Origin of the sequence: Nocardioides sp. ChNu-153 (assembly GCF_030466625.1) — a bacterium.
In the GTDB taxonomy this organism is placed as follows: Bacteria; Actinomycetota; Actinomycetes; order Propionibacteriales; family Nocardioidaceae; genus Nocardioides.
Genome location: NZ_JADEVT010000001.1, coordinates 282,133 through 307,959, shown reverse-complemented (window position 1 = coordinate 307,959; position 25,827 = coordinate 282,133). Strand labels below are relative to the sequence as shown.

Annotated in this window: 23 protein-coding genes and 1 pseudogene; 10 read left to right on the top strand and 14 right to left on the bottom strand. The window is 74.3% G+C overall.

Annotation, left to right across the window (positions count from 1 at the left end):
* Positions 1-14: 14 nt before the first annotated feature.
* The 8 genes and pseudogenes from tsaD to INN71_RS01395 form a co-directional block, all read right to left on the bottom strand.
* Positions 15-1,067 (bottom strand): tRNA (adenosine(37)-N6)-threonylcarbamoyltransferase complex transferase subunit TsaD, encoded by a 1,053-nt coding sequence (gene tsaD / locus INN71_RS01435; protein ID WP_301799277.1) that lies wholly within the window; start codon positions 1,065-1,067, stop codon positions 15-17.
* 20 nt (positions 1,068-1,087) lie between these two features.
* Positions 1,088-2,488, bottom strand: coding sequence for a hypothetical protein (locus tag INN71_RS01430; protein WP_301799276.1), 1,401 nt, complete (start codon positions 2,486-2,488; stop codon positions 1,088-1,090).
* A gap of 257 nt (positions 2,489-2,745) precedes the next feature.
* Positions 2,746-3,210: a GNAT family N-acetyltransferase gene (locus tag INN71_RS01425; RefSeq protein WP_301799275.1), complete on the bottom strand. Its 465-nt coding sequence runs from the start codon at positions 3,208-3,210 to the stop codon at positions 2,746-2,748.
* Entirely contained in the window at positions 3,207-3,839 is a 633-nt protein-coding gene (tsaB, locus tag INN71_RS01420) for a tRNA (adenosine(37)-N6)-threonylcarbamoyltransferase complex dimerization subunit type 1 TsaB (RefSeq protein WP_277497636.1), read from the bottom strand. Before tsaB ends, INN71_RS01425 begins: the two co-directional genes overlap by 4 nt.
* Positions 3,840-3,849: 10 nt before the next feature.
* Positions 3,850-4,802 (bottom strand): annotated as a pseudogene (gene tsaE, locus INN71_RS18070) (tRNA (adenosine(37)-N6)-threonylcarbamoyltransferase complex ATPase subunit type 1 TsaE).
* Between the two features lie 46 nt (positions 4,803-4,848).
* Positions 4,849-5,934, bottom strand: coding sequence for an alpha/beta fold hydrolase (locus tag INN71_RS01405; protein WP_301799272.1), 1,086 nt, complete (start codon positions 5,932-5,934; stop codon positions 4,849-4,851).
* Entirely contained in the window at positions 5,927-7,108 is a 1,182-nt protein-coding gene (gene alr / locus INN71_RS01400) for an alanine racemase (protein WP_301799270.1), read from the bottom strand. Before alr ends, INN71_RS01405 begins: the two co-directional genes overlap by 8 nt.
* A gap of 8 nt (positions 7,109-7,116) precedes the next feature.
* A complete protein-coding gene (locus tag INN71_RS01395; protein WP_301799269.1) occupies positions 7,117-8,556 on the bottom strand; it encodes an NAD(P)H-hydrate dehydratase in 1,440 nt (479 codons plus the stop codon).
* Between the two features lie 51 nt (positions 8,557-8,607).
* On the opposite strand from INN71_RS01395, the gene INN71_RS01390 reads away from it, so the two are divergent.
* Both INN71_RS01390 and INN71_RS01385 read left to right on the top strand, forming a co-directional pair.
* On the top strand, positions 8,608-9,447 hold the full coding sequence (locus INN71_RS01390) for an S-methyl-5'-thioadenosine phosphorylase (protein WP_277497641.1): 840 nt from the start codon (positions 8,608-8,610) through the stop codon (positions 9,445-9,447).
* On the top strand, positions 9,447-10,490 hold the full coding sequence (locus tag INN71_RS01385; protein WP_301799267.1) for an NAD(P)-dependent oxidoreductase: 1,044 nt from the start codon (positions 9,447-9,449) through the stop codon (positions 10,488-10,490). The genes INN71_RS01390 and INN71_RS01385 overlap by 1 nt, the downstream gene beginning before the upstream one ends.
* Positions 10,491-10,515: 25 nt before the next feature.
* Here the strand turns inward: INN71_RS01385 and INN71_RS01380 are convergent, their stop codons facing one another.
* Positions 10,516-11,955: a hypothetical protein gene (locus INN71_RS01380; RefSeq protein WP_301799266.1), complete on the bottom strand. Its 1,440-nt coding sequence runs from the start codon at positions 11,953-11,955 to the stop codon at positions 10,516-10,518.
* Positions 11,956-12,051: 96 nt separating this feature from the next.
* Here INN71_RS01380 and INN71_RS01375 point away from each other — a divergent pair, with 96 nt between their 5' ends.
* The 5 genes from INN71_RS01375 to INN71_RS01355 are packed head-to-tail and all read left to right on the top strand — an operon-like array spanning position 12,052 to position 15,731.
* Positions 12,052-12,741: a glycosyltransferase family 2 protein gene (locus INN71_RS01375; RefSeq protein ID WP_301799265.1), complete on the top strand. Its 690-nt coding sequence runs from the start codon at positions 12,052-12,054 to the stop codon at positions 12,739-12,741.
* Complete coding sequence (locus INN71_RS01370; protein WP_301799263.1) at positions 12,738-13,487, top strand: DUF2064 domain-containing protein; 750 nt, start codon at positions 12,738-12,740, stop codon at positions 13,485-13,487. Before INN71_RS01375 ends, INN71_RS01370 begins: the two co-directional genes overlap by 4 nt.
* Entirely contained in the window at positions 13,484-14,170 is a 687-nt protein-coding gene (locus INN71_RS01365) for a bifunctional 2-polyprenyl-6-hydroxyphenol methylase/3-demethylubiquinol 3-O-methyltransferase UbiG (RefSeq protein ID WP_301799261.1), read from the top strand. Before INN71_RS01370 ends, INN71_RS01365 begins: the two co-directional genes overlap by 4 nt.
* Before the next feature lie 11 nt (positions 14,171-14,181).
* Positions 14,182-15,330: a molybdopterin-dependent oxidoreductase gene (locus tag INN71_RS01360; RefSeq protein WP_301799258.1), complete on the top strand. Its 1,149-nt coding sequence runs from the start codon at positions 14,182-14,184 to the stop codon at positions 15,328-15,330.
* A complete protein-coding gene (locus INN71_RS01355; RefSeq protein WP_277497648.1) occupies positions 15,327-15,731 on the top strand; it encodes a hypothetical protein in 405 nt (134 codons plus the stop codon). The genes INN71_RS01360 and INN71_RS01355 overlap by 4 nt, the downstream gene beginning before the upstream one ends.
* 6 nt (positions 15,732-15,737) lie before the next feature.
* Here INN71_RS01355 and INN71_RS01350 read toward each other — a convergent pair whose 3' ends face one another.
* Together INN71_RS01350 and glmS are read right to left on the bottom strand one after the other, a co-directional pair.
* The gene (locus INN71_RS01350; protein WP_277497649.1) at positions 15,738-16,094 is read right to left on the bottom strand and encodes a holo-ACP synthase; all 357 of its coding nucleotides are present in this window, start codon (positions 16,092-16,094) and stop codon (positions 15,738-15,740) included.
* 13 nt (positions 16,095-16,107) lie between these two features.
* A complete protein-coding gene (gene glmS, locus INN71_RS01345) occupies positions 16,108-17,952 on the bottom strand; it encodes a glutamine--fructose-6-phosphate transaminase (isomerizing) (RefSeq protein WP_277497650.1) in 1,845 nt (614 codons plus the stop codon).
* Between the two features lie 99 nt (positions 17,953-18,051).
* Here glmS and coaA point away from each other — a divergent pair, with 99 nt between their 5' ends.
* On the top strand, positions 18,052-19,035 hold the full coding sequence (gene coaA, locus INN71_RS01340) for a type I pantothenate kinase (protein ID WP_277497651.1): 984 nt from the start codon (positions 18,052-18,054) through the stop codon (positions 19,033-19,035).
* A 39-nt stretch (positions 19,036-19,074) separates the two neighbouring features.
* On the opposite strand, the gene INN71_RS01335 is transcribed toward coaA, so the two are convergent.
* The 3 genes from INN71_RS01335 to INN71_RS01330 all read right to left on the bottom strand — a co-directional run bounded on the left by INN71_RS01335 (position 19,075) and on the right by INN71_RS01330 (position 21,908).
* A complete protein-coding gene (locus INN71_RS01335; protein WP_277497652.1) occupies positions 19,075-19,287 on the bottom strand; it encodes a DUF5302 family protein in 213 nt (70 codons plus the stop codon).
* Between the two features lie 684 nt (positions 19,288-19,971).
* Positions 19,972-20,361, bottom strand: coding sequence for a M23 family metallopeptidase (locus INN71_RS18065; protein WP_367619017.1), 390 nt, complete (start codon positions 20,359-20,361; stop codon positions 19,972-19,974).
* 947 nt (positions 20,362-21,308) lie between these two features.
* A complete protein-coding gene (locus INN71_RS01330) occupies positions 21,309-21,908 on the bottom strand; it encodes a DUF305 domain-containing protein (protein ID WP_277497653.1) in 600 nt (199 codons plus the stop codon).
* A gap of 820 nt (positions 21,909-22,728) precedes the next feature.
* Here INN71_RS01330 and INN71_RS01325 point away from each other — a divergent pair.
* Both INN71_RS01325 and INN71_RS01320 read left to right on the top strand, forming a co-directional pair.
* Complete coding sequence (locus INN71_RS01325) at positions 22,729-22,947, top strand: heavy-metal-associated domain-containing protein (RefSeq protein WP_277497654.1); 219 nt, start codon at positions 22,729-22,731, stop codon at positions 22,945-22,947.
* Positions 22,948-23,309: 362 nt separating this feature from the next.
* Positions 23,310-25,289, top strand: coding sequence for a heavy metal translocating P-type ATPase (locus tag INN71_RS01320; protein ID WP_277497655.1), 1,980 nt, complete (start codon positions 23,310-23,312; stop codon positions 25,287-25,289).
* The last annotated feature ends 538 nt before the right edge of the window (positions 25,290-25,827 follow it).

Sequence of the window (25,827 nt, the reverse complement as noted above, 5' to 3'; positions counted from 1 at the left end):
CCGGACCGACGACCTCAGACCAGGACGCTGGTGACGGGCTGGGAGGAGTCGGCCGGCAGGTCCAGCGCGGAGGGCGTGCGGCCGCGGGCGACCATCTCGGAGCCGAGCGCCGCGACCATGGCGCCGTTGTCGGTGCACAGGCCCGGGCGTGGGATGCGGACGCGGACGCCCACGCGCTCGGCCCGCTCGACGACCATCACGCGCAGCCGAGTGTTGGCGGCGACACCGCCGCCGACGAGGAGGTCCTCGACGCCCTCGGAGGTGGCGGCGTCGAGCGCCTTGCGCACGAGGACGTCGCAGACGGCCTCCTGGAAGCTCGCGGCCACGTCGGCGACGGGCACGGTCTCCCCCGCCCGCTCGCGCGCCTCCACCCAGCGGGCGACGGCGGTCTTGAGGCCGGAGAACGAGAAGTCGAAGCGGTGCCGCTCGAGGTCGCGCCGCGCGGTGAGGCCACGGGGGAAGTCGATGGTCACCTCACCCGAACCCGCGGCCCGGTCGATGTGCGGCCCGCCCGGGAACGGCAGGCCGAGCAGGCGGGCGACCTTGTCGAACGCCTCCCCCGCGGCGTCGTCGATGGTGGCGCCCATCGGGTCGACGCCGAGCGTCAGGTCGGTGACCCGCAGCAGGCTGGAGTGACCGCCGGAGACCAGCATGGCGATGCAGGGCTCGGGGAGCGGACCGTGCTCGAGCTGGTCGACGGCGACGTGCGCGGCGAGGTGGTTGACGCCGTACAGGGGCTTGCCGAGGCCGAGCGCGAGGGCCTTGGCGCTGGCGACGCCGACGAGCAGCGCGCCGGCGAGCCCGGGGCCGCTCGTCACGGCGACGGCGTCGAGGTCGCGCAGCCGCACGCCGGCGGTCGCGCAGGCCCGCTCGATCGTCGGCACCATCGCCTCGAGGTGGGCCCGGCTCGCGACCTCGGGCACCACGCCGCCGAAGCGCGCGTGCTCGTCGACGCTCGTGGCGACCGCGTCGGCGAGCAGGGTCGTGCCCCGCACGATGCCGACGCCCGTCTCGTCGCACGAGGTCTCGATGCCGAGGACGAGGGGTTCGTTGCTCACCGGAGCCATTGTTCCAGAGGTCGCCGGCGTCAGCAGAGGTCGGCGTCGACCGTGCGCGGCACCGCGATCATCAGCCGGGCCTCCGCCGACGAGACGACGTGGGTGCCTGCGTGGTCGACGAGGAAGCCGAGCCCGTGCGGGGTCGACCAGACGTAGCGGCCCGGTCCCGTCTGGCGGGAGCGGTAACCGGCGTGCGTCTTCCACCGGTGGTGCCGGCGGCCGAGAGGACCGCTGTTGTGGGTGCCCGTCTGCGCGCGCCCCGGTGGGCCCGTGTCGTCGTACGGCGTGGGGTGGTCGAGGTCGACCGCCCGGCTGGTGGAGGTCGCGTAGGGCCAGTAGTCGCCACCGGTGACGAGGTGGACGCGCTCCCGGAGCGACTCCGGGTGCTCGTAGGCGGTGGTGCGGACCCGGTCCGCCAGGTCGATGACGGGCCGGACCGTCACCTCCGCCCCGGCGAGCAGCCCCTGCAGGGCGGTGAGGGTGCGAGGGCCCAGCTGCTCGACCCGCGTCACGCCCGTCTCGCCGAGCAGCACCGCCTCGTGCAGGTGGACGTAGAGCGTCGCCCGCGGGCGCAGGGCACTCCAGTCCGTCGCACGCAGCGCGTCGAGGAGGTCGGCGGGGAACGCGGTGGCCCGGGACGGCTCGTCCCTGGCCTGCGTGTCGGCATCCCCCGCCTCGGCTCGCGTCTCGGCCTTCGCCTCGGACTCCACCAGCAGCTGCAGCAGCTCGGCGGGTCGGGCGAGGTAGCCGAGCGCCACGGCCCGCAGCTCGTCCGCTCCCGCGTCGGGGTGCTGCGGCGCGAGGATCTCCGCCGTCCGCGTGACGGTCGCGTCGACCCAGGCGGCGTCGCCCGCGTCGATCCGGGCGATCAGCGTCCGCAGCCCGTGCTCGTCGCTGCGGCCCAGACCGACGTAGCGCCGACGGCGCTCCTCCTCGGCGCGGGCCTCGTGCAGGTCGGGGTCGGCCTCGACGACCTTCGCCTCGGCGACGGCGATCACCCGGCCGCCGGCCTCGGTGGCGATCATCCGGGCGATCGCGGCGTCGACCACCCCGACGCGGTCGAGCGGGAGGTGGCGGGACGTGCGGGCGACCCGGCGCGCGACGTACACCTCCGCCGCCCCCGTCCGCAGCACCGCCCAGGTGCGGGGCAGCCGGTGCTGCAGGTCGAGCACGTCGGCCAGCGCGTTCACCGTCGCCGTGACCCCGGTGCCGCGGGCCAGGGCGATCTCGCCCAGCGCGTGGTCCTGCACCCGCGGGGTGCCCTCGCCACCCACGGGCACGAGCGGGTTGCCGCGGCGCGCCGACTCCCCCGAGTGCAGCGCCGCCCACGCGGCCAGCAGCTCCAGGTCGCGCACCTCGGCGAGCCGACGATCGCGCACCGCAGCGGACGCCGCAGCGAGCAGCTCCGCCGGGACCAGATCGTCGAACACGTGTTCGATCCTACGCCGGGCGCGAGATCCGGGCAACGGTCCGTCCCCAGCCTTCGGGCACTCGGCCCCCCTGTACGGCAGGACTCACCTCGAGCACCGCCGAGCCCGCTGCTGGTGCACACGCGTCGGCTCCTCGCCGGAGGGAGAGAGCGCCGCGTCGGGAAGGCCGCGGCCGGCAGTGGCAGACCAGCGCCGCTCACCCGAGCCGCCACCGGCCAGCCGGCCGCGGGACCACGCGCCGGCCGGCGCCTGCGGGACTACAGCTCCCGCTGCAGCACCAGCGCGTCGGAGCCGTCGCGGTAGTACCGCGGCCGACGGTGGATCTCGGCGAACCCGGCGTGCGCGTAGAACGCCACCGCCCCCGCGTTGCCCGCGGCCACCTCGAGCAGCAGGCGCTCGGCGCCCGCCTGGCGAGCGACGTCGAGCACGGCGGCGAGGAGCGCCGTGGCCACACCGGTACGCCGCGCCTCGGGTGCCACCCCGATGCGGAGCAGGTCGGCGACGTCGCCCGCGACGCCGAGGACGGCGTACCCGACGATCGCGTCACCGGCGGTCACGTCACCGGCGGCCACCACCACGGTCCGCCCCGGGCCGGTGAGCTCATCGGCGACGAGGTCGGCGCTCCACGCGTCGACCCCGAAGAGGGCGGCCTCGAGGGCGACCAGCCGGGGGACGTCGGCGGGCCGGGCGATCCGCAGCACCGGCGGCTCGCCCGCGCTCACCGGTCGGCGGCGGCGACGGCGTCGGGGCGCCGCAGGTAGAGCGGCTCGGGGTCGAGCAGCTCGACCCGCTCGCCCGCGACCGCCCGCGCGAGCCAGCCGGCGTCGGGCTCGGTGGGCCCGACGGACCGCGGGAAGGCCTCGGGGTAGAGCAGCGCGCCGGCCCCGACGACCGGCACGTCGGACGCCACGTCGGCGGGCCGGGCCACGACGGGGCCCTCGCGGCGGGTGCCGTCGGCGTCGTACGACGCCAGGTAGACCTCCTTGCGCCGCGCGTCCGTGGCGACGAGGAACGGCTCGCCCACCGCGCCGGTGGCCACGGCCTCGACGGCGAGCGCGTCGAGGGTGCACACGCCGTACGTCGGGAGCTCGAGCACGTGCGCCAGCGTGCGGGCGGTCACCAGCCCGACCCGCAGGCCGGTGAAGGGGCCCGGGCCCACCCCGACGACGAGCGCCGTGAGGTCGAACCGGTCGACGCCGGCCTGCGCGAGGCAGGACGCGACGAGCGGCGCGAGCTGCTCCCCGTGCTTCATGGGGCGCTCGGCGACGCCGGCGGCGAGGACGGTGTCGGTGTCCGCGTCGTAGACCGCCGCGCAGACCCGGGGCGTGGCGGTGTCGAAGGCGAGCAGCACGCGGGCGAGCCTAGACGAGCACTCCGGCCCAGCGCGGGCCGACGCCGCGCACGCGGACGACGCGGGGGTCGGCCCCCTCGTCACCCTCGTCGCCCTCGGCGCGCTCGATCACGACCTCGAGCCGCTCGTCGGCGAGCTGCTCGGCGAGGCCGGCGCCCCACTCCACGACGGTGACGGCCTCGTCCAGCGAGGCGTCGAGGTCGAGGTCGTCGAGCTCGGCCGCGCGCCCGAGGCGGTAGGCGTCGACGTGCACGAGGTCCGGCCCGCCGACGGTCGAGGGGTGCACCCGCGCGATCACGAAGGTCGGCGACGTGACGTCGCCGCGCACGCCGAGGCCGGCGCCGAGGCCCTGGGTGAAGGTGGTCTTCCCGGCCCCCAGCCCCCCGGTGAGCACGAGCAGGTCGCCCGCACGCAGCACCCCGGCCAGCTGCCGGCCGAGCGCCCGCATGGCGTCGGCGTCCGGCACCTCGTGGACCGACCCCACACCGCTCGCCCCGCCGCTCACCGGGCACCCCCCGCGGGGCGGACGAGCTCGACGTACGGCGCGGGCCGGCCCGACTCGACGAAGCCGTGCGCCTCCCAGAACGCCACCGAGCGGGGCAGCTCGGGACGGGCGAGCACGGCGAGCGTGCGGTCGCCGGCGTGTGCGACGACCGCCTCCACCATGCGCGACCCGACCCCGTGGGCCTGCCACCCGGGCAGCACCCCGAAGCGGCGCACCCACACCAGCCCCCGCGCCGGGTCGGGGTCGAGGAGCAGGGCACCGACCGCCTCGCCGACGCCGTCGGGGCCGGTCGTCTCGGCCAGCATCCCGCCCGCCGGGCGCAGGGCCACGGCCAGCGACGCGGGCGTCTCGGCGAGCGCGTCCGCCGGCGGGTCGAGCGCCGGACGGGCCGCGAACGCGGCGCGCACCACGGCGTGGACCCGCGCGGCCTCCTCGGGACCCACGAGCCGCACGGCCAGGGCGCCCGGGGCGGGGACGGCGGGGGCGGGAGCCACGGGAGCCGCGTCAGCCACGGGAGGCCGCCTCCAGGAGTTCGTCGAGGGCCTCGTTCACGCGCTCGTGCCGCTCGAGGATCACCATGTGCCCCGCGTCGTCGAGCTCGAGCAGGCGCGACCCGGCGATGTGGGCGTGCAGCTTGCGGCTGTGCCCGATGGAGGTGAGCTTGTCGGCGGTGCCGCAGACGATCGTGGTGGGGACGGACTCGAGCGCCTCGACGACCGCGAACTTGTCGAGGGTGCCGAACGCCGGGAAGAACTCGGCGAGCACCTCGAAGGAGGTGCGGCTGAGCATCCGGTCGACGAAGCGGACGTAGCTCTCCGGCACCTCGCTGCCGAACGCGTAGCGCTCGGTGGCCACCAGCGCGACGGCCCGCCCGGCGCGCCGGAAGCCGTCGACCACCCGGTGGCCCCGCGCCAGCGCGGCGACCGCGCGCACGGCGAGCTGGCCGCCGATGGTGCGGGGCAGCACCGGCACCAGCACGCGGCTCGGGTCGAGGCCGCCCGCGGTGGTGGAGACGAGACCGACGCCCACGACGCGGTCGCCGAACATCTCCGGGTGCTCCTCGGCCAGGGCGATGACCGTCATGCCGCCCATCGAGTGGCCCACGAGCACGACGGGGCCCTCGGGCACCACGTGGTCGAGCACCGTCCGCAGGTCGCGGCCGAGCTGCTCGATCGTGGCGTTCTCCCGGCTCGACCGCCCCGAGCGTCCGTGCGAGCGCTGGTCGTAGAAGACGGTGCGCAGCTGGCCCCGGTAGGCGGCCCGCTGGAAGTGCCAGCAGTCGAGGTCGAGGGCGTAGCCGTGGACGAACACGACCGTCGGGAGCACGCCGCCCGTCACCCCGGCCGGCGCCGCCTCGGGCTCGTCGACCTCGACGTGCAGCGCGACGCCGTCGTCGGCCACGACCGTCACGGCGGGCGAGCGCAGCGACCCCAGCTCGACCTCGTCGCCGGCGCCGCGGCGTCCGATGACCTTGCGCCGGTGCGCGACCCCGGCCGCGGCGGCACCGGCCAGCGCGGCACCCGTCGCGCCGGCGGCCAGCGCCCACAGCGCCCGCCGGCCGGCCCGGCCCTCGTGCGACCCGTCAGCCACGACGTACCTCCTCGCTGTCGACGTGGACCCGCCGTGCTCGCCCGCGCATGCGGGTGACGACCTCGTAGTCGATCGTGCCGCAGGCCCGCGCCCACTCCAGCGCGGTCGGCTCGCCGGCGGTGCCCGGGCCGAGCAGCACGACGGGGGTGCCGGGCGGCAGCAGCTCGCCGTCGAGGTCGACGACGAACTGGTCCATGCAGACGCGGCCCCGCACCGGCCGGCGGCGGCCCGCGACCAGCACCTCCGCGGCCTGCTCCGGGCCCACGCCGGCGGCGGCGTGCCGGGGGACGCCGTCGCCGTACCCCAGCGGGACGAGCCCCACCGTCGTCGCCCGGTCGGCGACCCAGGTGTGGCCGTAGGAGACACCGTCGCCCGGCCGCAGCGCCTTGCTCAGCACGAGGGGCGCGCGCACCGTCATGGCCGGCACGAGCGCGGGCCGTCCCCCGGGCACGTCGGCCTCCGGCACGTCGGGGGCGGGGTCGATGCCGTACGACGCGATGCCGCACCGCACGAGGTCGAACCGGGCGTCGGGCCGCAGCAGCGCCCCGGCGGAGTTGGCGAGGTGCCGCACCTCGGGCCGCAGGCCGGCGGCGTGCGCCACCTCCAGCGCGGCGCGGAAGACGTCCGCCTGCGCGGCGTTCGCCGGGTGCGCGGGCTCCTCGGCGGCGGCGAGGTGGGACCAGATCCCCGTGACGCGCAGGTCCCCGGCCGTCTCCGCCGCGCGGGCCGAGGCCACGAGCGCGGGCCAGGCCTCGGGCAGGGCGCCGCCGCGGTGCAGACCCGTGTCGACCTTCAGCTGGAGCCGGGCGGGCCGGCCGGTGGCCCGGGCCGCCCGCACCACGCCGTCGACCTCGACGGGCGAGTACGCCGTCACGTCCACGCCCGCGGCGACCACCGGCGCGAGGTCCTCGCCCGGCATCGTCAGCCAGCAGAGCAGCGGTCCCTCGTCGCCCGCGGCACGCAGCACCAAGGCCTCGGCGGGCGTCGCCACGCCCAGCCAGTCGGTGCCGGCCGCGCGGGCGGCACGCGCCACCTCGACCATCCCGTGGCCGTAGCCGTCGGCCTTGACGACGGTCATCATCGCGGCCGGCGCGACCCGCTCCCGCAGCACCCGGACGTTGTGCCGCACGGCCGCGAGGTCGACGACGACCTCCGGGCGGTCCGCGGCAGACATGGGGGCGATCATCGCAGGCCGACGAGCAGGTCGCGCACCACCTCGGGGATGGCGTCGGCCACCTGCCCGGCGGTGATGGGGCCGCCCTGGCTCGCGTACGTCGCCGCCGCGCCGTGCAGCCACGCGCCGGCGGAGGCGGCGTCGTACGGCGTCAGCCCGGCCGCGAGCAGCGCGCCCACGAGGCCGCCCAGCACGTCGCCGGCCCCCGCGGTCGCCAGCCACGGCGTGCCGCTCGCGACGACGCGGGCCCGGCCGTCGGGGCGGGCGACGACGGAGCGGCGGCCCTTCAGCAGCACGACGGCGTCGTGGCGCTCGGCCGCACGGCGGGCGTGGGCGAGCGGGTCGGCCTCGACCGCGGCGCGCTCGACGCCGAGCATCGAGGCCAGCTCGCCGGCGTGCGGCGTCAGCACGGCCGGCACGGGCAGGCCCTGCTCGGGGTCGACGTGGCGCAGGGCCTCCGCGTCGACGACGACGGGCACCCCGTCGGCGAGCGCGGCCCGCAGGGCGGCCCCGGCGCGCTCGTCACCGCCCGAGCCGACCGTCCAGGCCTGCACACGGCCGACCCCGACGACCTCGGGGTGCACGTGCCGCACGCGGTCGAGCACGGCCGGGTCCCCGACGTAGCGCACCATCCCGACGAGGCCGGTCGCCGCGCCCGCGACGGCCAGCAGGCCGGCGCCCGGGTAGCGTCCCGAGCCGGCGCGGACGCCGACGACGCCCCGCACGTACTTGTGGGCGTCGGGCGCCGGCCGGGGCAGCAGGGCCGCGACGTCCGCGGCCTGCAGCGCCTCGACCTCGGCGAGCGGCAGGTGCGGGCCCAGCCCGATGTCGACGAGGTGCACCGCGCCCGCTGCGGCCGCGGCCGGGTCGACGAGGTGGGCGACCTTGTGGGTGCCGAACGTGACGGTCAGGTCGGCCCGCACGTGGTCGCCCTCCGGCAGGCGCCCCGTGTCGACCTCGACGCCGCTGGGGACGTCGACGGCCACGACCTTGACGCCCGACCCCGCGGGGGCCAGCACCTCCAGCGCGCGCCGGGCGTCGGGGCGGAGCCCGGGACGACCGCCGATGCCCACGATGCCGTCCACCACGACCTCGGGCAGCCGGCGGCGCGCGCCGGCCCCGTCGTCCTCACCCAGCCCCCGCCGCACCCGGCCGCCGGCCGCGCGCAGCGCCGCCAGCCCCGCGGCGTGCACCTCGTCCGCCAGCAGCACGGCCTCGACCGCGACGCCGCGGCGGGCGAGGAGCGCGCCGGCGAGCAGGGCGTCCCCGCCGTTGTCCCCGCCGCCCACGAGGAGCGTGACCCGGCGCCCGTAGGCGGAGCCGAGCAGCCCCACGACCGCGTGCGCCAGACCGGTGGCCGCCCGCTGCATCAACGTGCCGGCGGGCAGACCCACCGCGAGCGCCGCCTCCGCGGCCCGGACCTGCTGCTGGGTGTGCGCCGACCTCATGGGGTCACGCTATCGACCCGGCGCGCTGGCGGGACCTGGCACGGTGGGGGGATGACGCACGACGCCTCGTCCCCCACCGCCGACGTCGCCGTGATCGGCGGCACCGGCTTCTACTCCTTCCTCGACGACCCGCGCGAGGTCACGGTCACCACGCCGTACGGCGAGCCCTCCGCCCCCGTGTCGGTCGGCACCGTGGCGGGTCGTTCCGTGGCGTTCGTGCCGCGGCACGGCCCCCACCACGAGTTCCCGCCGCACCGCATCAACCACCGCGCCAACCTCTGGGCGCTGCGCTCGCTGGGGGTGCGGCAGGTGCTCGCGCCGTGCGCGGTCGGCGGGCTGCGGCCCGAGGTGGCGCCCGGCGACGTCGTCGTGCCCGACCAGCTCGTGGACCGCACGTCGGGCCGGGTGCAGAGCTACGTCGAGACCGGCGCCGTGCACCTGCCCTTCGCCGACCCCTACTGCGCCGGGGTGCGGGCCAGCGTGCTCGCCGCGGGCGAGGCGACCGGCGGCGGCGCCGAGCGCGGCATCGTCGACGGCGGCACGATGGTCGTCGTCGAGGGCCCGCGCTTCTCGACGCGCGCCGAGTCGCGCTGGTTCGCCGACCAGGGCTGGACGCTCGTGAACATGACGGGCCACCCCGAGGCGGCGCTGGCCCGCGAGATGCGGCAGTGCTACGCCGCCATCGCGCTCGTCACCGACATGGACGCGGGCGCCGAGGGCGGCGAGGGCGTCGGCCAGGCCGAGGTGTTCGAGCGGTTCAAGGCGAACCTCGACCGCCTGCGGGGTCTCCTCACGGCGACCATCGAGCGGCTCCCCGACCCCGACGGCTGCAGCTGCTCGTCGTGGGCCGACGACGTCGAGCTCACCTACGACGTGCCCGGGCCCGCCTGATGCGCGTGCTGCTCACCGGCGCGGCCGGGTTCATCGGGGGCGCGATCGCCGACGCGCTCGCCGAGGCGGGCCACGAGGTCGTCGGCGTCGACCTCATGCTCCCGCAGGCGCACGGCTCCGCGGAGGCGCCGCCGGGCGTCCACGTGCACGACGTGCGACGGCCCGAGGTCTGGCCCGCGCTCCTCGAGGGCGTCGACGCGGTGTGCCACCAGGCGGCCGTCGTCGGGGCGGGCGTGAAGGTCGCCGACCTCCCCGACTACGCCTCCCACAACGACCTCGGCACCGCCGTGCTGCTGGCCGCGATGCACGAGGCCGGCGTCGACCGCCTCGTGCTCGCGTCCTCGATGGTGGTCTACGGCGAGGGCCGCTACACGTGCCCGGAGCACGGCGACGTGAGCCCGCCCCCGCGGCCGGTCCCGGCGCTCGAGGCGGGCGACTTCGAGGTGCCGTGCCCCGTCTGCGGCGGGCCGCTCGACTGGGCCCTCGTCGACGAGTCGGCACCGCTGGCCCCCCGGGGTGCGTACGCCGCGAGCAAGGCCGCGCAGGAGCACTACGCCGCCTCGTGGGTGCGCCAGGCCGACGCCGCGGCGGTGGCGCTGCGCTACCACAACGTCTACGGCCCGCGGATGCCGCGGGACACGCCGTACTCGGGGGTGGCGGCCATGTTCCGCTCCTCGCTGGAGCGGGGCGAGGCGCCGCGCGTCTACGAGGACGGCGCCCAGGTGCGCGACTTCGTGCACGTCGCCGACGTGGCGCGGGCCAACGTGGCCGCGCTCGAGGCCGCCGTGGCCGCCGAGCCGGGCCACTGGGCGGCGTACAACGTCGCGTCGGGCCACCCCGTCACCATCCGCGAGGTGGCCGAGCTGGTGGCGACCGGCACGCAGGCCGGGCTCGCGCCCGAGGTCACCGGGCAGTTCCGCCCCGGCGACGTGCGCCACGTCGTCGCCTCGCCCGAGCGGGCGGCGGCCGAGCTGGGCTTCCGCGCGCAGGTGCTGCCCGCCGATGGACTGCGCGCGTTCGCGACGGCGCCGCTGCGCGCCTGAGGCGGCGCCGGGGCGGGGCCGGGGGTCACCAGCTGGTGTAGAGCAGGTGCTCCAGGACGAGCGCCAGCACCACCTGCAGCCCCAGGGCCGGGGTGCGCCAGCGGGCCGGCAGGAGGGCGAGCGAGAGCGTCAGCCAGGGGATGAACGGCAGCCAGATCCGCTCCACCTCCGCCTTGCTCATGCCCGAGGCGTCGGCGGCGAGGACGCAGGCGAACCCGCCGCCCGCGAGCCACAGCAGGGCCCGCAGGTCGGGGCCGGGCCCCGGCTCGTCGCTGCGCCGGGCCCGCAGCGCGGCCACGACGTGGGCGCCCCAGGCCCCCGCGCCGGCGCCGACGGCGAGCCCCGCGCTGAGCAGGAGGGCGGCGAGGTTGCCCCACACCCAGTACGACGCGGGCCGCAGCGTGGCGATGCCCGCGTAGTAGCGCTCGACCAGCACGGGGTAGGCCTCCCACCACGCGAACCCGGCCGCGGCGAGGACGAGCACCACGACGAGCGCGGTGGCGGCCGCCACGGGCAGCGGGCGCCACGAGCGCGCCACCACGAGCACCGCGAGGGCGACGAGCCCGATGAGCGGCATGCCGTAGGACATGAGCACGCCCAGCCCGAGGAGCACGCCGGCCAGGCCCGACCAGGCCAGGCCGCGCCAGGCCAGCCAGCCGCCCGTGCGGCTCGCCCGCGCCCCGGCCGCGAGGCACGCGAGCCCCCACGCGGTCGTGACCGCGATGACGGCGTCGCCCGAGGTGGCGAGGTAGACCGCGGACGGGGTGAGGACGAGGAACGGCGCCGCGCGGCGGGCCGCTGCCTCGGCCCCGAGCACCCGGAGGGTGACGAGCACGGCGGGCGCCAACGTCGCGGCGAGCAGCACGACCACGACCGCGGCGGCGAGGTCACCGCCCAGGCCCAGGCGCACGAGCAGCACGAAGAACAGCGTCATGCCCGGCGGGTGGCCCGCCACGTGGGTGGGCCACTGGCCCTCGGACTCGTCGGGGATCCGGGCGGTGAAGCCCTGCAGGAACGCCCCCACGTCGTCGACCGCGCGCGCGGTCGGGAGGTACTCGTCGTCCGCGCCCAGCTTGCGCGTCAGCCCGCTCTCCCCGTCGGTCAGCGCGAGCGCCAGCAGCCAGGCCAGCCCCGCGCCGTACGCGACGAGCAGGAGGCCGCGCCAGCCCAGGCGGTCCGCGAGTCGACCGCCCCAGGCGACGCCGGCTGCCGCGAGCAGCAGCGCGGGCACCGTGCCGATGCCCACCCCGGGCCGCCAGAAGCCGTGCAGCGGCGGCAGGTCGCCGGAGACCTGCGCCTTCGCGGAGCGCGCCCACACCTGCCAGTCGACGGCGGGCGGCACGACCAGCGCGGCCAGCACCAGCAGGGCGGCCACCACCAGCCCCACCCCGGCCGCCGTCGCGACGGTGCGGGGCCGGGGGCCCGCGGCGGGCGCGGAGGTCGAGGTCGCGGGGAGGTCGGCCATGCCGGTCACCCTAGGCAGCGACCGGTTGGGCGAGGGGGCCCCGCGCACGGCCGCGTCGACCGGGCGTCGCCCAGGCGCCACCTACTGTTGGCTGCTGTGACACCCCCCTCCTCCTCCGGGGACCTCCCCGCCGGCGCCTGCGACCTGGTGCTGCCGTGCCGGGACGAGGCGGCCGCGCTGCGGCACCTGCTGCCGATCGTTCCCGACACCTTCTCCGTGGTGGTGGTCGACAACGGCTCGCGCGACGGCACGGCGGACGTCGCCCGGTCGCTGGGCGCCCGCGTGGTGGTCGAGTCGACCCCGGGGTACGGCGCCGCGTGCCACGCCGGCCTGCTCGCCGCGACCGCCGACCTCGTCGCGTTCATGGACGGCGACGGCTCGTTCGACCCCGCCGCCCTGCTGCCCCTGGTCGAGGACGTCCGCTCCGGGCGCGCCGACATGGCGGTCGGGCGTCGCCGCCCGGTCGGGCGCGGCGTGTGGCCGTGGCACGCCCGGGCCGGGAACGCGCTGGTCGTCGCCTGGCTGCGCCGGCGCATCGGCATGCAGATGCACGACATCGGCGCCGTGCGGGTGGTGGGGCGCACCGCGCTGCTCGACCTCGGCGTCGAGGACCGGCGCTTCGGCTACCCCGTCGAGCTGGTCGACCGGGCCGTGCGCGCCAGGTGGCGCATCACCGAGCACGACGTCGCCTACCACCCGCGGGCCGAGGGCACCCGCTCGAAGGTGTCCGGCTCCGTGCGCGGCACCGTCCGCACCGCCCGCGACTTCTGGCGGGTGCTCTCGTGAGCGCCCGGCCCCCGCAGCCCGCCCACGTCCTCGTCGTCGCGAAGGCGCCCGTCCCGGGCCTGGCGAAGACGCGGCTGGGCGCCGAGGTCGGCATGCCCGAGGCCGCGGCGCTCGCCGCGGCGGCGCTGCTCGACACGCTCGAGGCGGCCGAGGCGTACGCCGGCCCCCACCGCTGCCACGTCGCGCTCGCCGGCGACCTGGCGGAGGGCGCCGAGACCGAGGCGCTGACGACGGCGCTGGCCGGCTGGACGGTGCGGCCGCAGGTCGACGGCGACTTCGACGAGCGGCTCGCGGCGGCGCACGCCGCCGTGCCCGGCCCCGTCGTGCAGGTCGGCATGGACACGCCCCAGGTGACCCCGGCCCTCCTCGCCGAGGTGGCCGCCGGCCTCGCCGACCACGACGCGGTGCTGGCCCCGGCGGCCGACGGCGGCTGGTGGGCGCTGGCCCTGCGCGACCCCCGCGACGCGGCAGCCCTGCGGGGCGTGCCGATGTCGACGGCCGACACCGGGGCCGCGACCCGCGCGGCGCTCGAGGCGGCCGGGCTGAGCGTCGCCACGGCCCCCGAGCTCGTCGACGTCGACGAGGTGGCCGACGCCCGCACGGTGGCCGCGGCGGCGCCCGCGACCCGCTTCGCCCGCGGCTGGCGGGCGGCCACCGGGCACGCCGACCCATCCGGTTCCGCCGCGGCGTCGAACCCCACCCCATGCGCACGTCACGACGACCCGGCGGGAGGAGGTGGCCGATGACGGAGCTGTCCTTCTCCGAGCTGTTCGCCCGCGCCCTCAACGGCACGCCCTGCACGGTGATCGGGGCCGCCGACGCCTCGGGCGACGCCCCCGAGGCGCTGCCCGTGGGCGACTGGCGCCGCCCCGCCCAGAAGTCCGACCTCGCCGTGCTCGACCTCTGCGAGGGCGTGACGATCGACGTCGGCTGCGGACCGGGTCGGATGGCGGCGGCCCTGGCCGAGCGGGGCCACGACGTGCTCGCCATCGACGTCGTCGCCGAGTCCGTCCGCCTGGCGCGCGAGCGGGGCGTGGTGGCGATGCAGCACGACGTCTTCGAGGCGCTGCCCCACGAGGGCCGCTGGACCACCGTGCTCCTGGCCGACGGCAACGTGGGCATCGGCGGCGACCCGGCGACGTTGCTGCGCCGGGTGCGCGAGCTGGTGGAGCCCCGCGGCCGCGTCGTCGTGGACCTCGCCGGTCCGGGCGTGGGCATCGCCTCTCGGTGGGCCCGCCTGCAGTGCGGCGACGACGTCAGCCGCCCCTTCCGCTGGTCGGTCGTCGGGGTCGACGCGATCGAGGATCTGGCCCGCGCGGCCGGCCTCGAGGTCCTCACCCTCCACGTGGTCGACGACGACGAGGACGAGCGGTGGACCGCCGTCCTCGGCAACCCCGCCCCCGCCACCGGGTCCGGCGCGTCTTCGTGAGCCGGCCGGCCGTGCCCACCGAGGCCGCTTTCACCTCGCGGCTGCGGAGCGCGGCCGTCGCGGCCCGGGTGGGCGCCGTCCTCGGCGTCTGCTTCGCCGTCTGCTTCCTCACCGGGCTCGTCAGCCACTGGGCGCAGCTGCCCCGGCCCGCGGTCCCGTTCCCGACGTCCCCCGCGTGGGGCTACCGGGTGACCCAGGGCCTGCACGTCATCAGCGGCATCGCGTGCGTGCCCCTCCTGCTCGTCAAGCTCTGGTCCGTGCAGCCCCGCCTGCTGCGGCCCGTGCCCCGCGGCACGCGCCGGCGCCTGCTCGAGGTCGCCGAGCGCGGCTCCATCGGCGTGCTCGTCGCCGCCGCGATCTTCCAGCTCGCGACCGGCCTGGCCAACGCCGCCCGCTGGTACCCCTGGCAGGACTTCTCCTTCCGCACCACCCACTTCGCCGTCGCCTGGGTCGCCATCGGCGCCCTCGTGCTGCACGTCGCCGTCAAGCTGCCCGTCATCCGCGCCGCGCTCGGCGCCGACGTCGACGACACCGCCCTCGACCGGCCGACCGCCACCCGGGCCGACGCCCTCTCGCGGCGCGGGCTGCTGCGCACCACGTGGGCCGCGGCCGGCGTCGCCGTGCTCGCCACCGCCGGCAGCAGCGTCCCGTGGCTGCGCGACGTCTCCGTGCTCGGCGTCCGCTCGGGCGACGGACCCCAGGGCGTGCCGATCAACACCTCGGCCGAGCGCGCGGGCGTGCGGGCGGCCGCGAGCGACCCGGCGTACCGGCTCGAGGTGGTGCACGGCGAGCGCACCGTGCTCCTCACCCGCGCGGACCTCGCGGCCCTCCCGCAGCGCACCGAGACCCTCCCCATCGCCTGCGTCGAGGGCTGGAGCGCGTCGGGCACGTGGGGCGGGGTGCGGCTGCGCGACGTGCTCGACCTCGTCGACGCGCCACGCCGCCCGCACGTCGTCGTGACCTCGCTGCAGGAGTCGGGGCCCTACCGGCGCACCGAGCTGCCCGGGAACTTCGCCGACGACGACCGCACTCTGCTGGCCCTCGAGCTGTCCGGCGAGCCGCTGACGCTCGACCACGGCGCCCCGACGCGCCTCATCGCGCCGAACCGGCCCGGCGTGCTGCAGACCAAGTGGGTCACCCGTCTGGAGGTGCGGGCGTGACGGCGGTCCGCGGGGTGCTGGGGGCGCTCGGCGTCGGGCTGGCGGCGTACGGCGCGTTCCTCCTGCTCACGCGCCAGGAGGGGCCGCAGGTGCTCGACGTCGCCCTGTGGTTCGTCGTCGGCGTCGTGCTGCACGACGCCGTGCTGGCCCCCCTCGCGGGGGCGGTGGGGTGGGCGCTGCCCCGCGTGGTGCCCGGGCCCGCCCGCGCGCCCGTCGCCGCCGGTCTCGTCGTGCTGCTCACCGTGACGCTGGCCGCGGTACCGGTGCTCGGCCGGTTCGGCGCGCTGCCCGACAACCCCACGCTGCTCGACCGGCCCTACGCGGCGGGCTGGGGCGTCCTCGCGGGTCTCGTGACCGCGGCCGTCGTGGCGGGCACGGTCGTGCGGGCCCGGCGCGCCTAGGCGCGGCTAGCGCTCCAGCACCACGAACGCCGTCGCGACCCCCGCGTCGTGGCTCAGCGACACGTGGGAGTCGCGCACCCCCAGCGCCGTGGCGCGGGCCAGCACGGTGCCCCGCAGGGCGAGGTACGGCGCCGCGCCCGCCTCGCGCAGCACCTCGGCGTCGTGCCACGCGAGGTCGCCGGGGGCGCCCAGGGCCTTGGCGAGCGCCTCCTTGGCGGCGAAGCGCGCGGCCAGCGACTCCAGCGAGCGGCCCGCGACCTCGGCGGGGGTGAAGAGCCGCTCGCGCAGGCTCGGGGTGCGCTCCAGGGAGGCACCGAACCGGCCGACGTCGCAGACGTCGACCCCCACGGCCACGATCGGCACGCCCGGCCCGCGCCTACTCGACCGTGACGGACTTGGCGAGGTTGCGGGGCTGGTCGACGTCGTGGCCCATCACGGTCGCGAGCTCGCAGGCGAAGAGCTGCAGCGGCACGGTGGCCACGAGCGGCTGCAGCAGCGTCGGCACCTTGGGCAGGCGGAAGAGCACGTCGGCGTAGGGCTGGATGTCCGTGTCGCCCTCCTCCGCGAAGCAGATGGTGCGGGCGCCGCGCGCGCGGACCTCCTGGATGCCGCTGATCATCTTGTCGTGCAGCTGGTCCCGCCCGCGCGACGGCACGATGCAGAGCACGGGCAGGCCCTCCTCGACGAGCGCGATGGGGCCGTGCTTGAGCTCGCCGGCGGCGAAGCCCTCCGCGTGGAGGTAGGCCAGCTCCTTCAGCTTGAGCGCACCCTCGAGCGCGACCGGGTAGCCCGCGTGGCGCCCGAGGAACAGCACGGAGGTGGCGTCGACGTGCTCCCCGGCGAGGTCGTAGACCTGCTGGGCGCGGTCGAGCACGTCCTGGATCTGCGCCGGGACGGCCTCGAGCTGGCGGACCACCTGGTTGATCTCGTCGCCGTACCGCGTGCCCTTGACCTGGGCCAGGTAGAGGGCGAGCAGGTAGCACGCGACCAGCTGGGTGAGGAAGCCCTTGGTGGAGGCGACCCCGATCTCGGGGCCGGCGTGGGTGTAGATGACCGCGTCGGACTCGCGGGGGATCGTCGAGCCGTTGGTGTTGCAGATGGCCAGGACGCGGGAGCGCTGGGTGCGTGCGTGCCGGATGGCCTGCAGGGTGTCGGCGGTCTCGCCGGACTGGCTGATCGCGACGACGAGCGTCGAGTAGTTGAGGATCGGGTCGCGGTAGCGGAACTCGCTCGCCAGCTCCACCTCGACCGGGATGCGGCACCAGTGCTCGATGGCGTACTTCGCGACCATGCCGGCGTAGAACGACGTGCCGCACGCGATGATGATGATCTTGTCGATGTCGCGCAGCTCGTCGTCGCTCAGGCGCACCTCGTCGAGCTGGAGCCGGCCCTGGGCGTTCGTGCGGCCGAGCAGCGAGTCGGCCACGGCGCGCGGCTGCTCGAAGATCTCCTTGCGCATGAACCAGTCGTGGCCGTCCTTCTCGGCGGCCGAGAGGTCCCAGTCGACGTGGTACTGCCGGCCCTGCGCGGGGACGCCGTCGAAGCCGGTGACCTCGACGCCCTCGCGGGTGATGGTGACGACCTGGTCCTGGTCGAGCTCGAGGGCCTCGCGGGTGTGCTCGATGAACGCGGCGACGTCGGAGCCGAGGAAGTTCTCGCCGTCACCGAGGCCGACCACCAGCGGGGAGTTGCGGCGCGCGGCGACGACCCGGTCGGGGTCCAGCGCGTCGACGGCCACCAGCGTGAAGGCGCCCTCGAGGCGCGAGCACACGCGCTGCATCGCGACCGTCAGGTCCTCCCCCGACGCCAGCTGCAGCTCGAGGAGGTGGGCGGTGACCTCGGTGTCGGTCTCGGAGACGAGCGCGATGCCCTCGTCCTCGAGCCGCTTCCGCAGCGCCGCGAAGTTCTCGATGATCCCGTTGTGCACCACCGCGAGGCGGCCCTGGCTGCCGAGGTGGGGGTGGGCGTTGACGTCGGTGGGGGCGCCGTGGGTGGCCCAGCGGGTGTGGCCGATGCCGGTGGTCGAGGTCGGCAGTGGCGTCTCGGCGATCGCCTTCTCGAGGTTCGCGAGCTTGCCCGCCCGCTTGTCGACCGCCAGCGCGCCCTCGTGGACCAGCGCGATGCCCGCGGAGTCGTAGCCGCGGTACTCCATCCGCCGCAGACCCTCGATCACGACGTCCTGGGCCGAACGCTGACCGACGTACCCGACGATTCCACACATAGCGGCTGAGTCTACGGCGCCTCCGGGCTTTTCCCGGGACCCGCGACTCCGGGCCCCGGTGCCGTCGCGGCGGGACGGCGTGCTGCAACAATGCCCCCCATGTCTGCCGCCGGCGACGTGGTGCACCTCGACCACCACGGACGCGAGCCCGCCTCCCCGTACGTCGAGCTCGACCGGTCCGCGTGGGCCGGGCTGGCCGACGCCACGGAGAGCCCGCTGACCTACGCCGAGATCCGCCGGCTGCGGGGCCTGGGCACCCACCTGGACCTCGACGAGGTGCAGCAGATCTACCTGCCGCTCTCGCGGCTCCTCAGCCTCTACGTCGAGGCGAACGGCCAGCTGCACCGGCGCACCGAGGGGTTCCTCGGGCGCCCGCAGCCCCGCCGTACCCCGTTCGTCATCGGCGTCGCCGGCTCCGTCGCGGTCGGCAAGTCGACGACCGCCCGCGTGCTGCAGGAGCTGCTGGCCCGCTGGCCCGAGCACCCCAACGTCGCGCTGGTCACGACCGACGGGTTCCTCCACCCCAACGCAGAGCTGGAGCGCCGCGGGCTGCTGGGGCGCAAGGGCTTCCCGGAGTCCTACGACCGCCGCGCGCTGCTGCGCTTCGTCGTCGACATCAAGTCGGGCCGCGACGAGGTCGAGGCGCCGATCTACTCGCACCTGTCCTACGACGTGCGCCGCGACGAGAAGGTCGTCGTGCAGCACCCCGACATCGTCATCGTCGAGGGCCTCAACGTGCTGCAGCCCGCCACCGTGCGCGACGACGGCAGCACGAGCCTCGCCGTCAGCGACTTCTTCGACTTCTCCGTCTACGTCGACGCGGCGACGAGCGACATCCGACGCTGGTACGTCGAGCGGTTCCTGCGCCTGCGCGAGACCGCGTTCCAGGACCCGGCGTCGTACTTCCGCAAGTACGCCGCGCTCACCGAGGACGAGGCCGTCGCCGAGGCGACCCGCATCTGGGACGCCATCAACGGGCCGAACCTGGTGCAGAACGTGCTGCCGACCCGGTCCCGCGCCACGCTCGTGCTCCGCAAGGACCGCGACCACTCGGTGCGGTACGTGCGGCTGCGCAAGCTCTGACGCGGGACCGGTCGGGCGCGGGCCGGGCGGGGGCCGGGGTCAGGCCCCGCCGCCGCCCGCCTTGCGCCGGTGCATCTGGGGCGCGGCGCCGCCGGCGACCTCGGGACCGTGGGCCTTGCCCTCGTTGCCCACCGAGTCGTCGGGGTGGTCGTGCGCCTGCTTGCGCGCCAACGCCTCCCGCATCTTGGCCTTGACGTCGTCCGGGGCCTTGTTCGATCCGTTCGATCCGTTCGATCCGTTCGATCCGCTCACGGGTGCCTCCTCGGCTCGCGCGTCGGGCGGGCGCCCGCCGACCTCACCACCCTGTCATCCGTCGGACTGCGGGGTCGAGCGCGTTTTCCCAACGCTGACGCCGACACCCGAGCAGGTGCCGCGGGACGCGGCCAGGGAGACCCAGCTGACGGCCGTCGGCGGCGACAGGGAGGGCGCTGTCACATCGGTGGGTGGTCCCGACGAACCACCCAGCGACTGCGGCGCGTCGAGTCCACGCTGGCGTCGGTCAGTCCGCCGGCTACCGCACCGCGACCCGCTCCCGGGCCCATGCCGCCGCGTGCGTCCGGGATCGCGCGTGCGAGGCGGTCGAGGTCGGTGGATGCCAGGGCGTCGCCTTGTCGGCAGGTGCGAACGCGGCGCCGAGGCCCGGCCGGTCACGGTTGCGGCCGGCCGAAACCATGGTCGACGCGGCGTCCTGCCGCCAAGTAGTGCTCGGTGGTCGAGACCCGCGCCTACCCGATCGACACTCGACAGCGCTGCTCGCGACCGCGAGCCATGCCAGCACTCATCCCGAGCAGGGACCCGTTTCAGGGACCGAGTCCGGACGGGTCAAACGGGACGGTCGGCGCGCGCAGTGGCTGCCCGCCGCGCGCCGGGCAGCGGTGTTCCGTTGAGGGATCCGTCAATGGGACGACGAGTCTGGGGTGCTCTCGCGCTGTTGGGCTAAGGCCGGATGCCGCGCTCGGCCAGCTCTCGTTCTGGGTCCACCGGCGCGCCAGCATCGGGACGGATCTCTAGGTGCAGGTGCGGGCCGGTTACGTTGCCGGTAGCCCCGACGGTGCCGATGCGCTGTCCCGCCTGTACCTGCTCGCCTACCGCTACTTCGATACTGGCTTGGTGGCAGTACCAGACTTCGGTGCCGTCGTTCAGTTCAAGGACGGTTCGTTGGCCGTACGGCCCGGAGGAGCCGGCTGAGCGGACCGTCCCGGCGGCTACTGCGACCAGAGGTGTCCCGGCAGGTGCGGCGAAGTCAAGGCCCGTGTGGGTGGAGGACCATCTCGCGCCGGACTGGCCAAAGCGTCCCGTGAGGCGGTAGCTCTGCAACGGGAGCACCCATCGGTTCGCCTCGCGCTCTCGAGCTTCAATCTCTGCAGCAGCTATAGCCTCCGCGCGCCGCTGACCTATAAGCGTTGCTTGGGCTTGCGCTGCGGCGGTCAGGTTCCCCAGCGCGCGAGCGCGTTGCTCTGCCGCCGCGGTCAGATCCGGTGCCTCGGGGGCGGTGGGCTCGGCCGCGCCTGGGCGCAAGGCCCCGCGGCTCACCCGGTCTGAGCGGTCTCGCAGGAGTGCAGCTTCGCGATTTGAGACGCCCGATGTGAGGTCGATCGCCGGACGCCGGTTCGAGTCGACGAGGGCGGTTGCCCCTGCGGAGCCAGAACTTCCAGTGACGGAAGCCGCCAGTCCGGCGATTATCACGAGCCCGGCGCCGACGACGCCCAAGCGTGCGTCCGCAAATCCGTCAAACCGACGTACAGAGTTCGAGGATGGGGCTCGCGACCCATGGGGCAGCAGGGAGCGTCGTCGCGGCTGAGCGGCGTGGCGGCCAGCCGAGGAGGCGCTGGAAGCAGCGGCGCGCTGCGGGGCAGCCTGTTGCTCGGGCTCGGTCTGGGGCTCGGTCTGGGCAGGCCCCGGACGCCGACGCGTTGAGTGGACTGAGAGCCGGGGCTCGCCGCGGTGCGAGGGCGCTATTGCAGGGCTGGGAAGAGTGCTTCTACGCAAGATGAAATCTCTTTGCTTCCTGTTGTCCCCGGTCGTGGTGGCTTCCGCGCGGCTTCGGCGGCGCGGTTCACACGTTGCGGGGGGAGTGCCATACGACGGCGCCAAAGGCGCACAGCCGGGTATTGACCGACGTCGGAGGGGCGGCGTGGGGGCATGCTCGGAACCACCGCGGGGGGGTTGATGATCCCGAGCATGCGTCTGAGGTTCCTGTCGCCCGCAAGAACGCGCGAGGAGGCGACTGGAATGCGGCCCGCGTGGGGGAGCATCCCACGGGCGACAGATGATTACTGCGCGAGCAACGCGCGCATCACGTCGATCTCGGCGGTCTGAGACGTGGCAATCTGTCCGGCGAGCTCGAGGGCGTCGTCGTTTTGGCCGTTAGCCTGCTCGTCCTCGGCCATCTCGACGGCGCCCTGGTGGTGCTCGATCATCATGGTCAAGAACATCTGGTCGAACTCAGGGCCAGACGACTGATCGAGCGCGTCCATTTCCTCGTCGCTCATCATGCCCTCCATGCCCCCACTCGAGCCGTGGCCCATGTCGGTGTGGTCCATTTCGGCACCGTCGGCCTCGACGTCCCACTCTTCTAGCAAGCCCGTCATGACCTCGATCTCGGGGCCCTGAGCGGCCTCGATCTGCTCGGCCAGGTCAAGCACCTCGGTGCTTTGCGAGCGGCCCTCCGCCATGGCCGCCATCTCGGTGGCCTGCTGGTGATGGGGAATCATCTGCTGCACGAACTCGACGTCGGCATCGTTGTAGTTGGCAGACGGCTCGCTGCCGTTGTCGGCGTCATTCGCGTTGTCTGAGCATGCGGCGAGGGTCGAGCTCAATGCGGTCGCGGCAGCTGCGAGCGCAACCGCACGGAAGAAAGTAGGACGGTTCACGGTCGTTCTCCTTGCTGAAAGGCTGGGGCACCCCCGGACGTCGGTCGTTTGACCGCGCCGGGTTGGTGGATCTGGGCTTGGTAGATCGAGCCCCTCAGCAGCGGATGACGCAGAGTTCGAGACGCGTGCGACCTATGGGCCGCAGGAGGCCGAAGACCAGCACCCCGAGATTGCAAAGGTGATATGGGCGGGCACGAAGCCAAAGAACGCGCCCCAGCCACGAAGCGCCCCGGGCCAGCAAGAGGAGGCCGCCAAGCGCTGCCAACACCGATAAGCACATCATCAGCAGGCCGTGCTGATGGCATCCCTCTACGTCACTAGGGGTCCCTGTCTCGTGCTCGCCGCAGTGGCCATGGCGGTCCTCGGAGGCCCCCGGCTTCCGTTCATTCTCAAGACCGAAGCTGTGTCTCGCAGCGGCGACCGCCTCTGCGGCCGCTGGATCGACCCGGGCCCGGGCAACGATCGCACCATTGATCAGCCCGCCCGTCGCCCCGGGTGCGCTCGTCCCGCCGAGGGGCTCCCCAGCGTGGAGGACCGCAGAAGATGCGGGCTGGCCATGCATGGACAGCGTGTGCATGCCGATCACGCCAGCGACCACAACTGTGCACAACAGCACTAGCGCCCAGCCCGCTCCAGCGGCACTTAGGCGCGGCGAGTAGCGGCGCAGCAGTCGGTCCATCGCGCTCAGCGTAGATGCGAAGACAAGCGCCTGCACAACGCCGGAGCCATCTCCCGGTCGTCGCACCCTTCTTGGGCGATACCCCCGGGGGGTATATGCTGGGGCGACGCATTGCCCGAAAGCGACAGGAGATGAAGGCTGATGGCTACTGCAACGTTCGACGTGGTTGGAATGACCTGCGGCCACTGTGAGGCATCCGTGCGCGAGGAGGTGTTGAGCATCGGTGACATCTCCGACGCCGTTGCAGATGCCTCTCAGGGCATTTTGGTCGTCACAACTGTGGACGTCGTCGGAGAGCAACTCGCGCGCGCCGTAGTCGCGGCCGTAGGCGAAGCGGGCTACACGGCGCAGCCCCGCTGAGTGAGCAGACCCGGGAGAGGGGCCTCGCCCGTGCCCGGGACCGCTCTTGGACCGTCCGCGGGCCGCCGGCCCGGCTCGAATCTCTTCTTCCCGCCTTCGGAAGGCTCACGATGTCCGACCAAGACCACGGACCCGACTGCCCTGTCAACACCCACGGGACTGGCCAAGAGGCCCAGCAACTGCAGTCGCAACTAGTTGAAAACAGCGATTCAGGTGCCCACCCGAGCCCTGGGCTGAGCCACCGAACTGCTGCGGTGGAGCACCCGCACGGTGGGCACGGTGGGCACGGTGGGCACGGTGGGCACGGTGGGCACGGTGGGCACGGCGGGCACGGCGGGCAATTCCGTCGGCTGTTCTGGATCATGCTGGCCTTGAGTGTCCCGGTGGTCGCGATGTCGCCGATGTTCTCGACGCTTGTCGGCTATGACCTGCCTGACCAGGACTGGGCGAGATGGGTTTCCCCCGTTGTGGGCTCGGTGGTCTACGTCTGGGGCGGGGGGCCCTTTCTGCGGGGCGCATTCGACGAGATCCGCGGCCGCAAGCCCGGGATGATGCTGTTGATCGCGCTCGCCATCACCGTCGCCTTCACTTCCTCCTGGGGCGCCAGCGTAGGTCTCGTGCACCAGGAGTTGGACTTCTGGTGGGAACTTGCCCTGCTGGTCGTCATCATGTTGCTGGGCCACTGGATTGAGATGCGCTCCCTGGCTCGCACCAACTCTGCGCTCGACTCATTAGCTGCCCTATTGCCGGACGAGGCGGAACGGGTTCAGGGCGAGCAAACCGTTCGGGTGCCGGCGGGTGAATTGCGCGTGGGCGATGTCGTCTTGGTCCGACCAGGCGGCAACGTCCCGGCCGATGGGCGGGTTGTTGAAGGTCGTGCCGAGATGGATGAGGCCATGATCACAGGCGAGTCTCGGACCGTGCTCCGCGCGACTGGTGACGCTGTCACGGCCGGCACGGTTGCTACGGACTCGGCCTTGAGGATCGTGGTCACCGCGATCGGGGACGACACCACCCTGGCCGGCATTCGGAGATTGGTCGAAGATGCCCAGAATTCGTCGTCTCGTGCGCAGCGCCTTGCAGATACCGCCGCAGCGTGGCTGTTCTGGTTCGCGCTGGGCTCAGCGCTTCTCACTGCGGTCACCTGGACGGTTCTCGGTCTTCCCGACGAGGGTGTCGTACGCACGATCACCGTGCTGGTGATCGCCTGTCCGCACGCGCTGGGCCTTGCAATCCCGTTGGTCGTGTCCATTGCTACCGAACGCGCTGCGCGAGGCGGGGTTCTCATCAAAGACCGCCTTGCTCTTGAGCAAATGCGCTCGATCGACGTGGTGCTGTTCGACAAGACCGGGACCCTCACCAAGGGCGAGCCCGCAGTCGTCGACGTCAGTTCGGACAATGCCGGGCTGAGCACGAATGAGTTGCTGGGCCTCGCAGCTGCGGTAGAGGTCGACAGTGAGCACCCGCTAGCGGGTGCGGTTGTTCGCGCCGCCCGCGACCGCGGAGCGCCCCTCTACCGAGCCAGTGGCTTCACATCCTCACCAGCTGTCGGCGTTCGCGCCGAGATCGAGGGCCACGAGTTCTGGGTCGGCGGGCCGCGGCTGCTGGAACAGCTCAGCCTGGAGGAGACCCCGGCAGCCGTCGCCTGGCGCCACGACGGAGCCACGGTCCTCCACCTCGTCCGCGACCAAACAGTTATTGGCTCACTACAACTGGCAGACGAGATCCGCCCTGAGTCCGCCCATGCGGTCAACGCACTTCGGCGCCGCGGCGTTGAAGTCGTCATGATCACCGGGGACGCAGAGGGGGTGGCACAAGCCGTCGCCAGCGAAGTTGGGATTCAACGTTACTTCGCTGGGGTCCGCCCCGAGGACAAGGCCGCCCTCGTGGCCACGTTGCAGCACGAAGGATCGCGGGTGGCGATGGTGGGCGATGGTGTGAATGACGCCCCAGCTCTAGCGAAGGCCGATGTTGGCATCGCCATCGGCGCGGGTACGGACGTGGCGGTCGCTTCCGCAGGCGTGATCCTCGCCAGCGACGATCCCCGCTCCGTGCTCTCCGTCATCGAGTTGTCGACGCAGTCCTACCGCAAGATGCGACAGAACCTCTGGTGGGCAGCTGGCTACAACCTGGGTGCAGTCCCCCTCGCTGCGGGGGTCTTGGCACCCGTTGGATTCGCGCTGCCAATGTCGGTTGGAGCGATACTGATGTCCGTCTCGACGGTCGTGGTGGCCCTCAACGCCCAGTTGCTGCGACGCCTCGATCTGCGTCCCGAAGCGCACGCCCAGGCCGGCGTCGTGCTTCGAGCTGATGCGGTACGGCAGCCAGGGCTGAACCCATGACGAGTGCCGCAAAGACACTTCTTGCCGCTGTCCTTCTCGTGACCACGGGCTGTGCGGGGTCACAAAGCACCGACTCCGAGCCCATCGCAATCACCCATCTCCACACCGCCGTCCGCGACCCAGTCGACGGTTCGCTGCTCTTGGCGACTCACCAGGGCTTGTACCGTAAACAAGCTGGCCGAGAGGGTGCTGATCTGGAGCTCGTCAGTCCCGTGATGGACCTGATGGGCTTCACCATGGGCCCAGAAGGCACCTATTACGCCTCCGGGCACCCCGTGATGGACCCCGCCTGTAGCGCGGTCACGGGGTGAGGGTGCGACCGGCGTTGTTGCGTAGCCAGGTCGAGGGGTCGTCCCCGCTGAACCCGCGACGCAGACGGCCCTCGCGGCTCGCGAGGACTTTGCTGCGGTGCCGCTCGAGCCCAGCGACCTGCGCCGCGTGGTGCGCTACCGCGCCGACGGGGAGCTGGCGCGACCGACCGAGGTTCACGGACGTCCTTCACTAGCGCTTCACTAGCGCCGTCACGGCGGTTTTCACA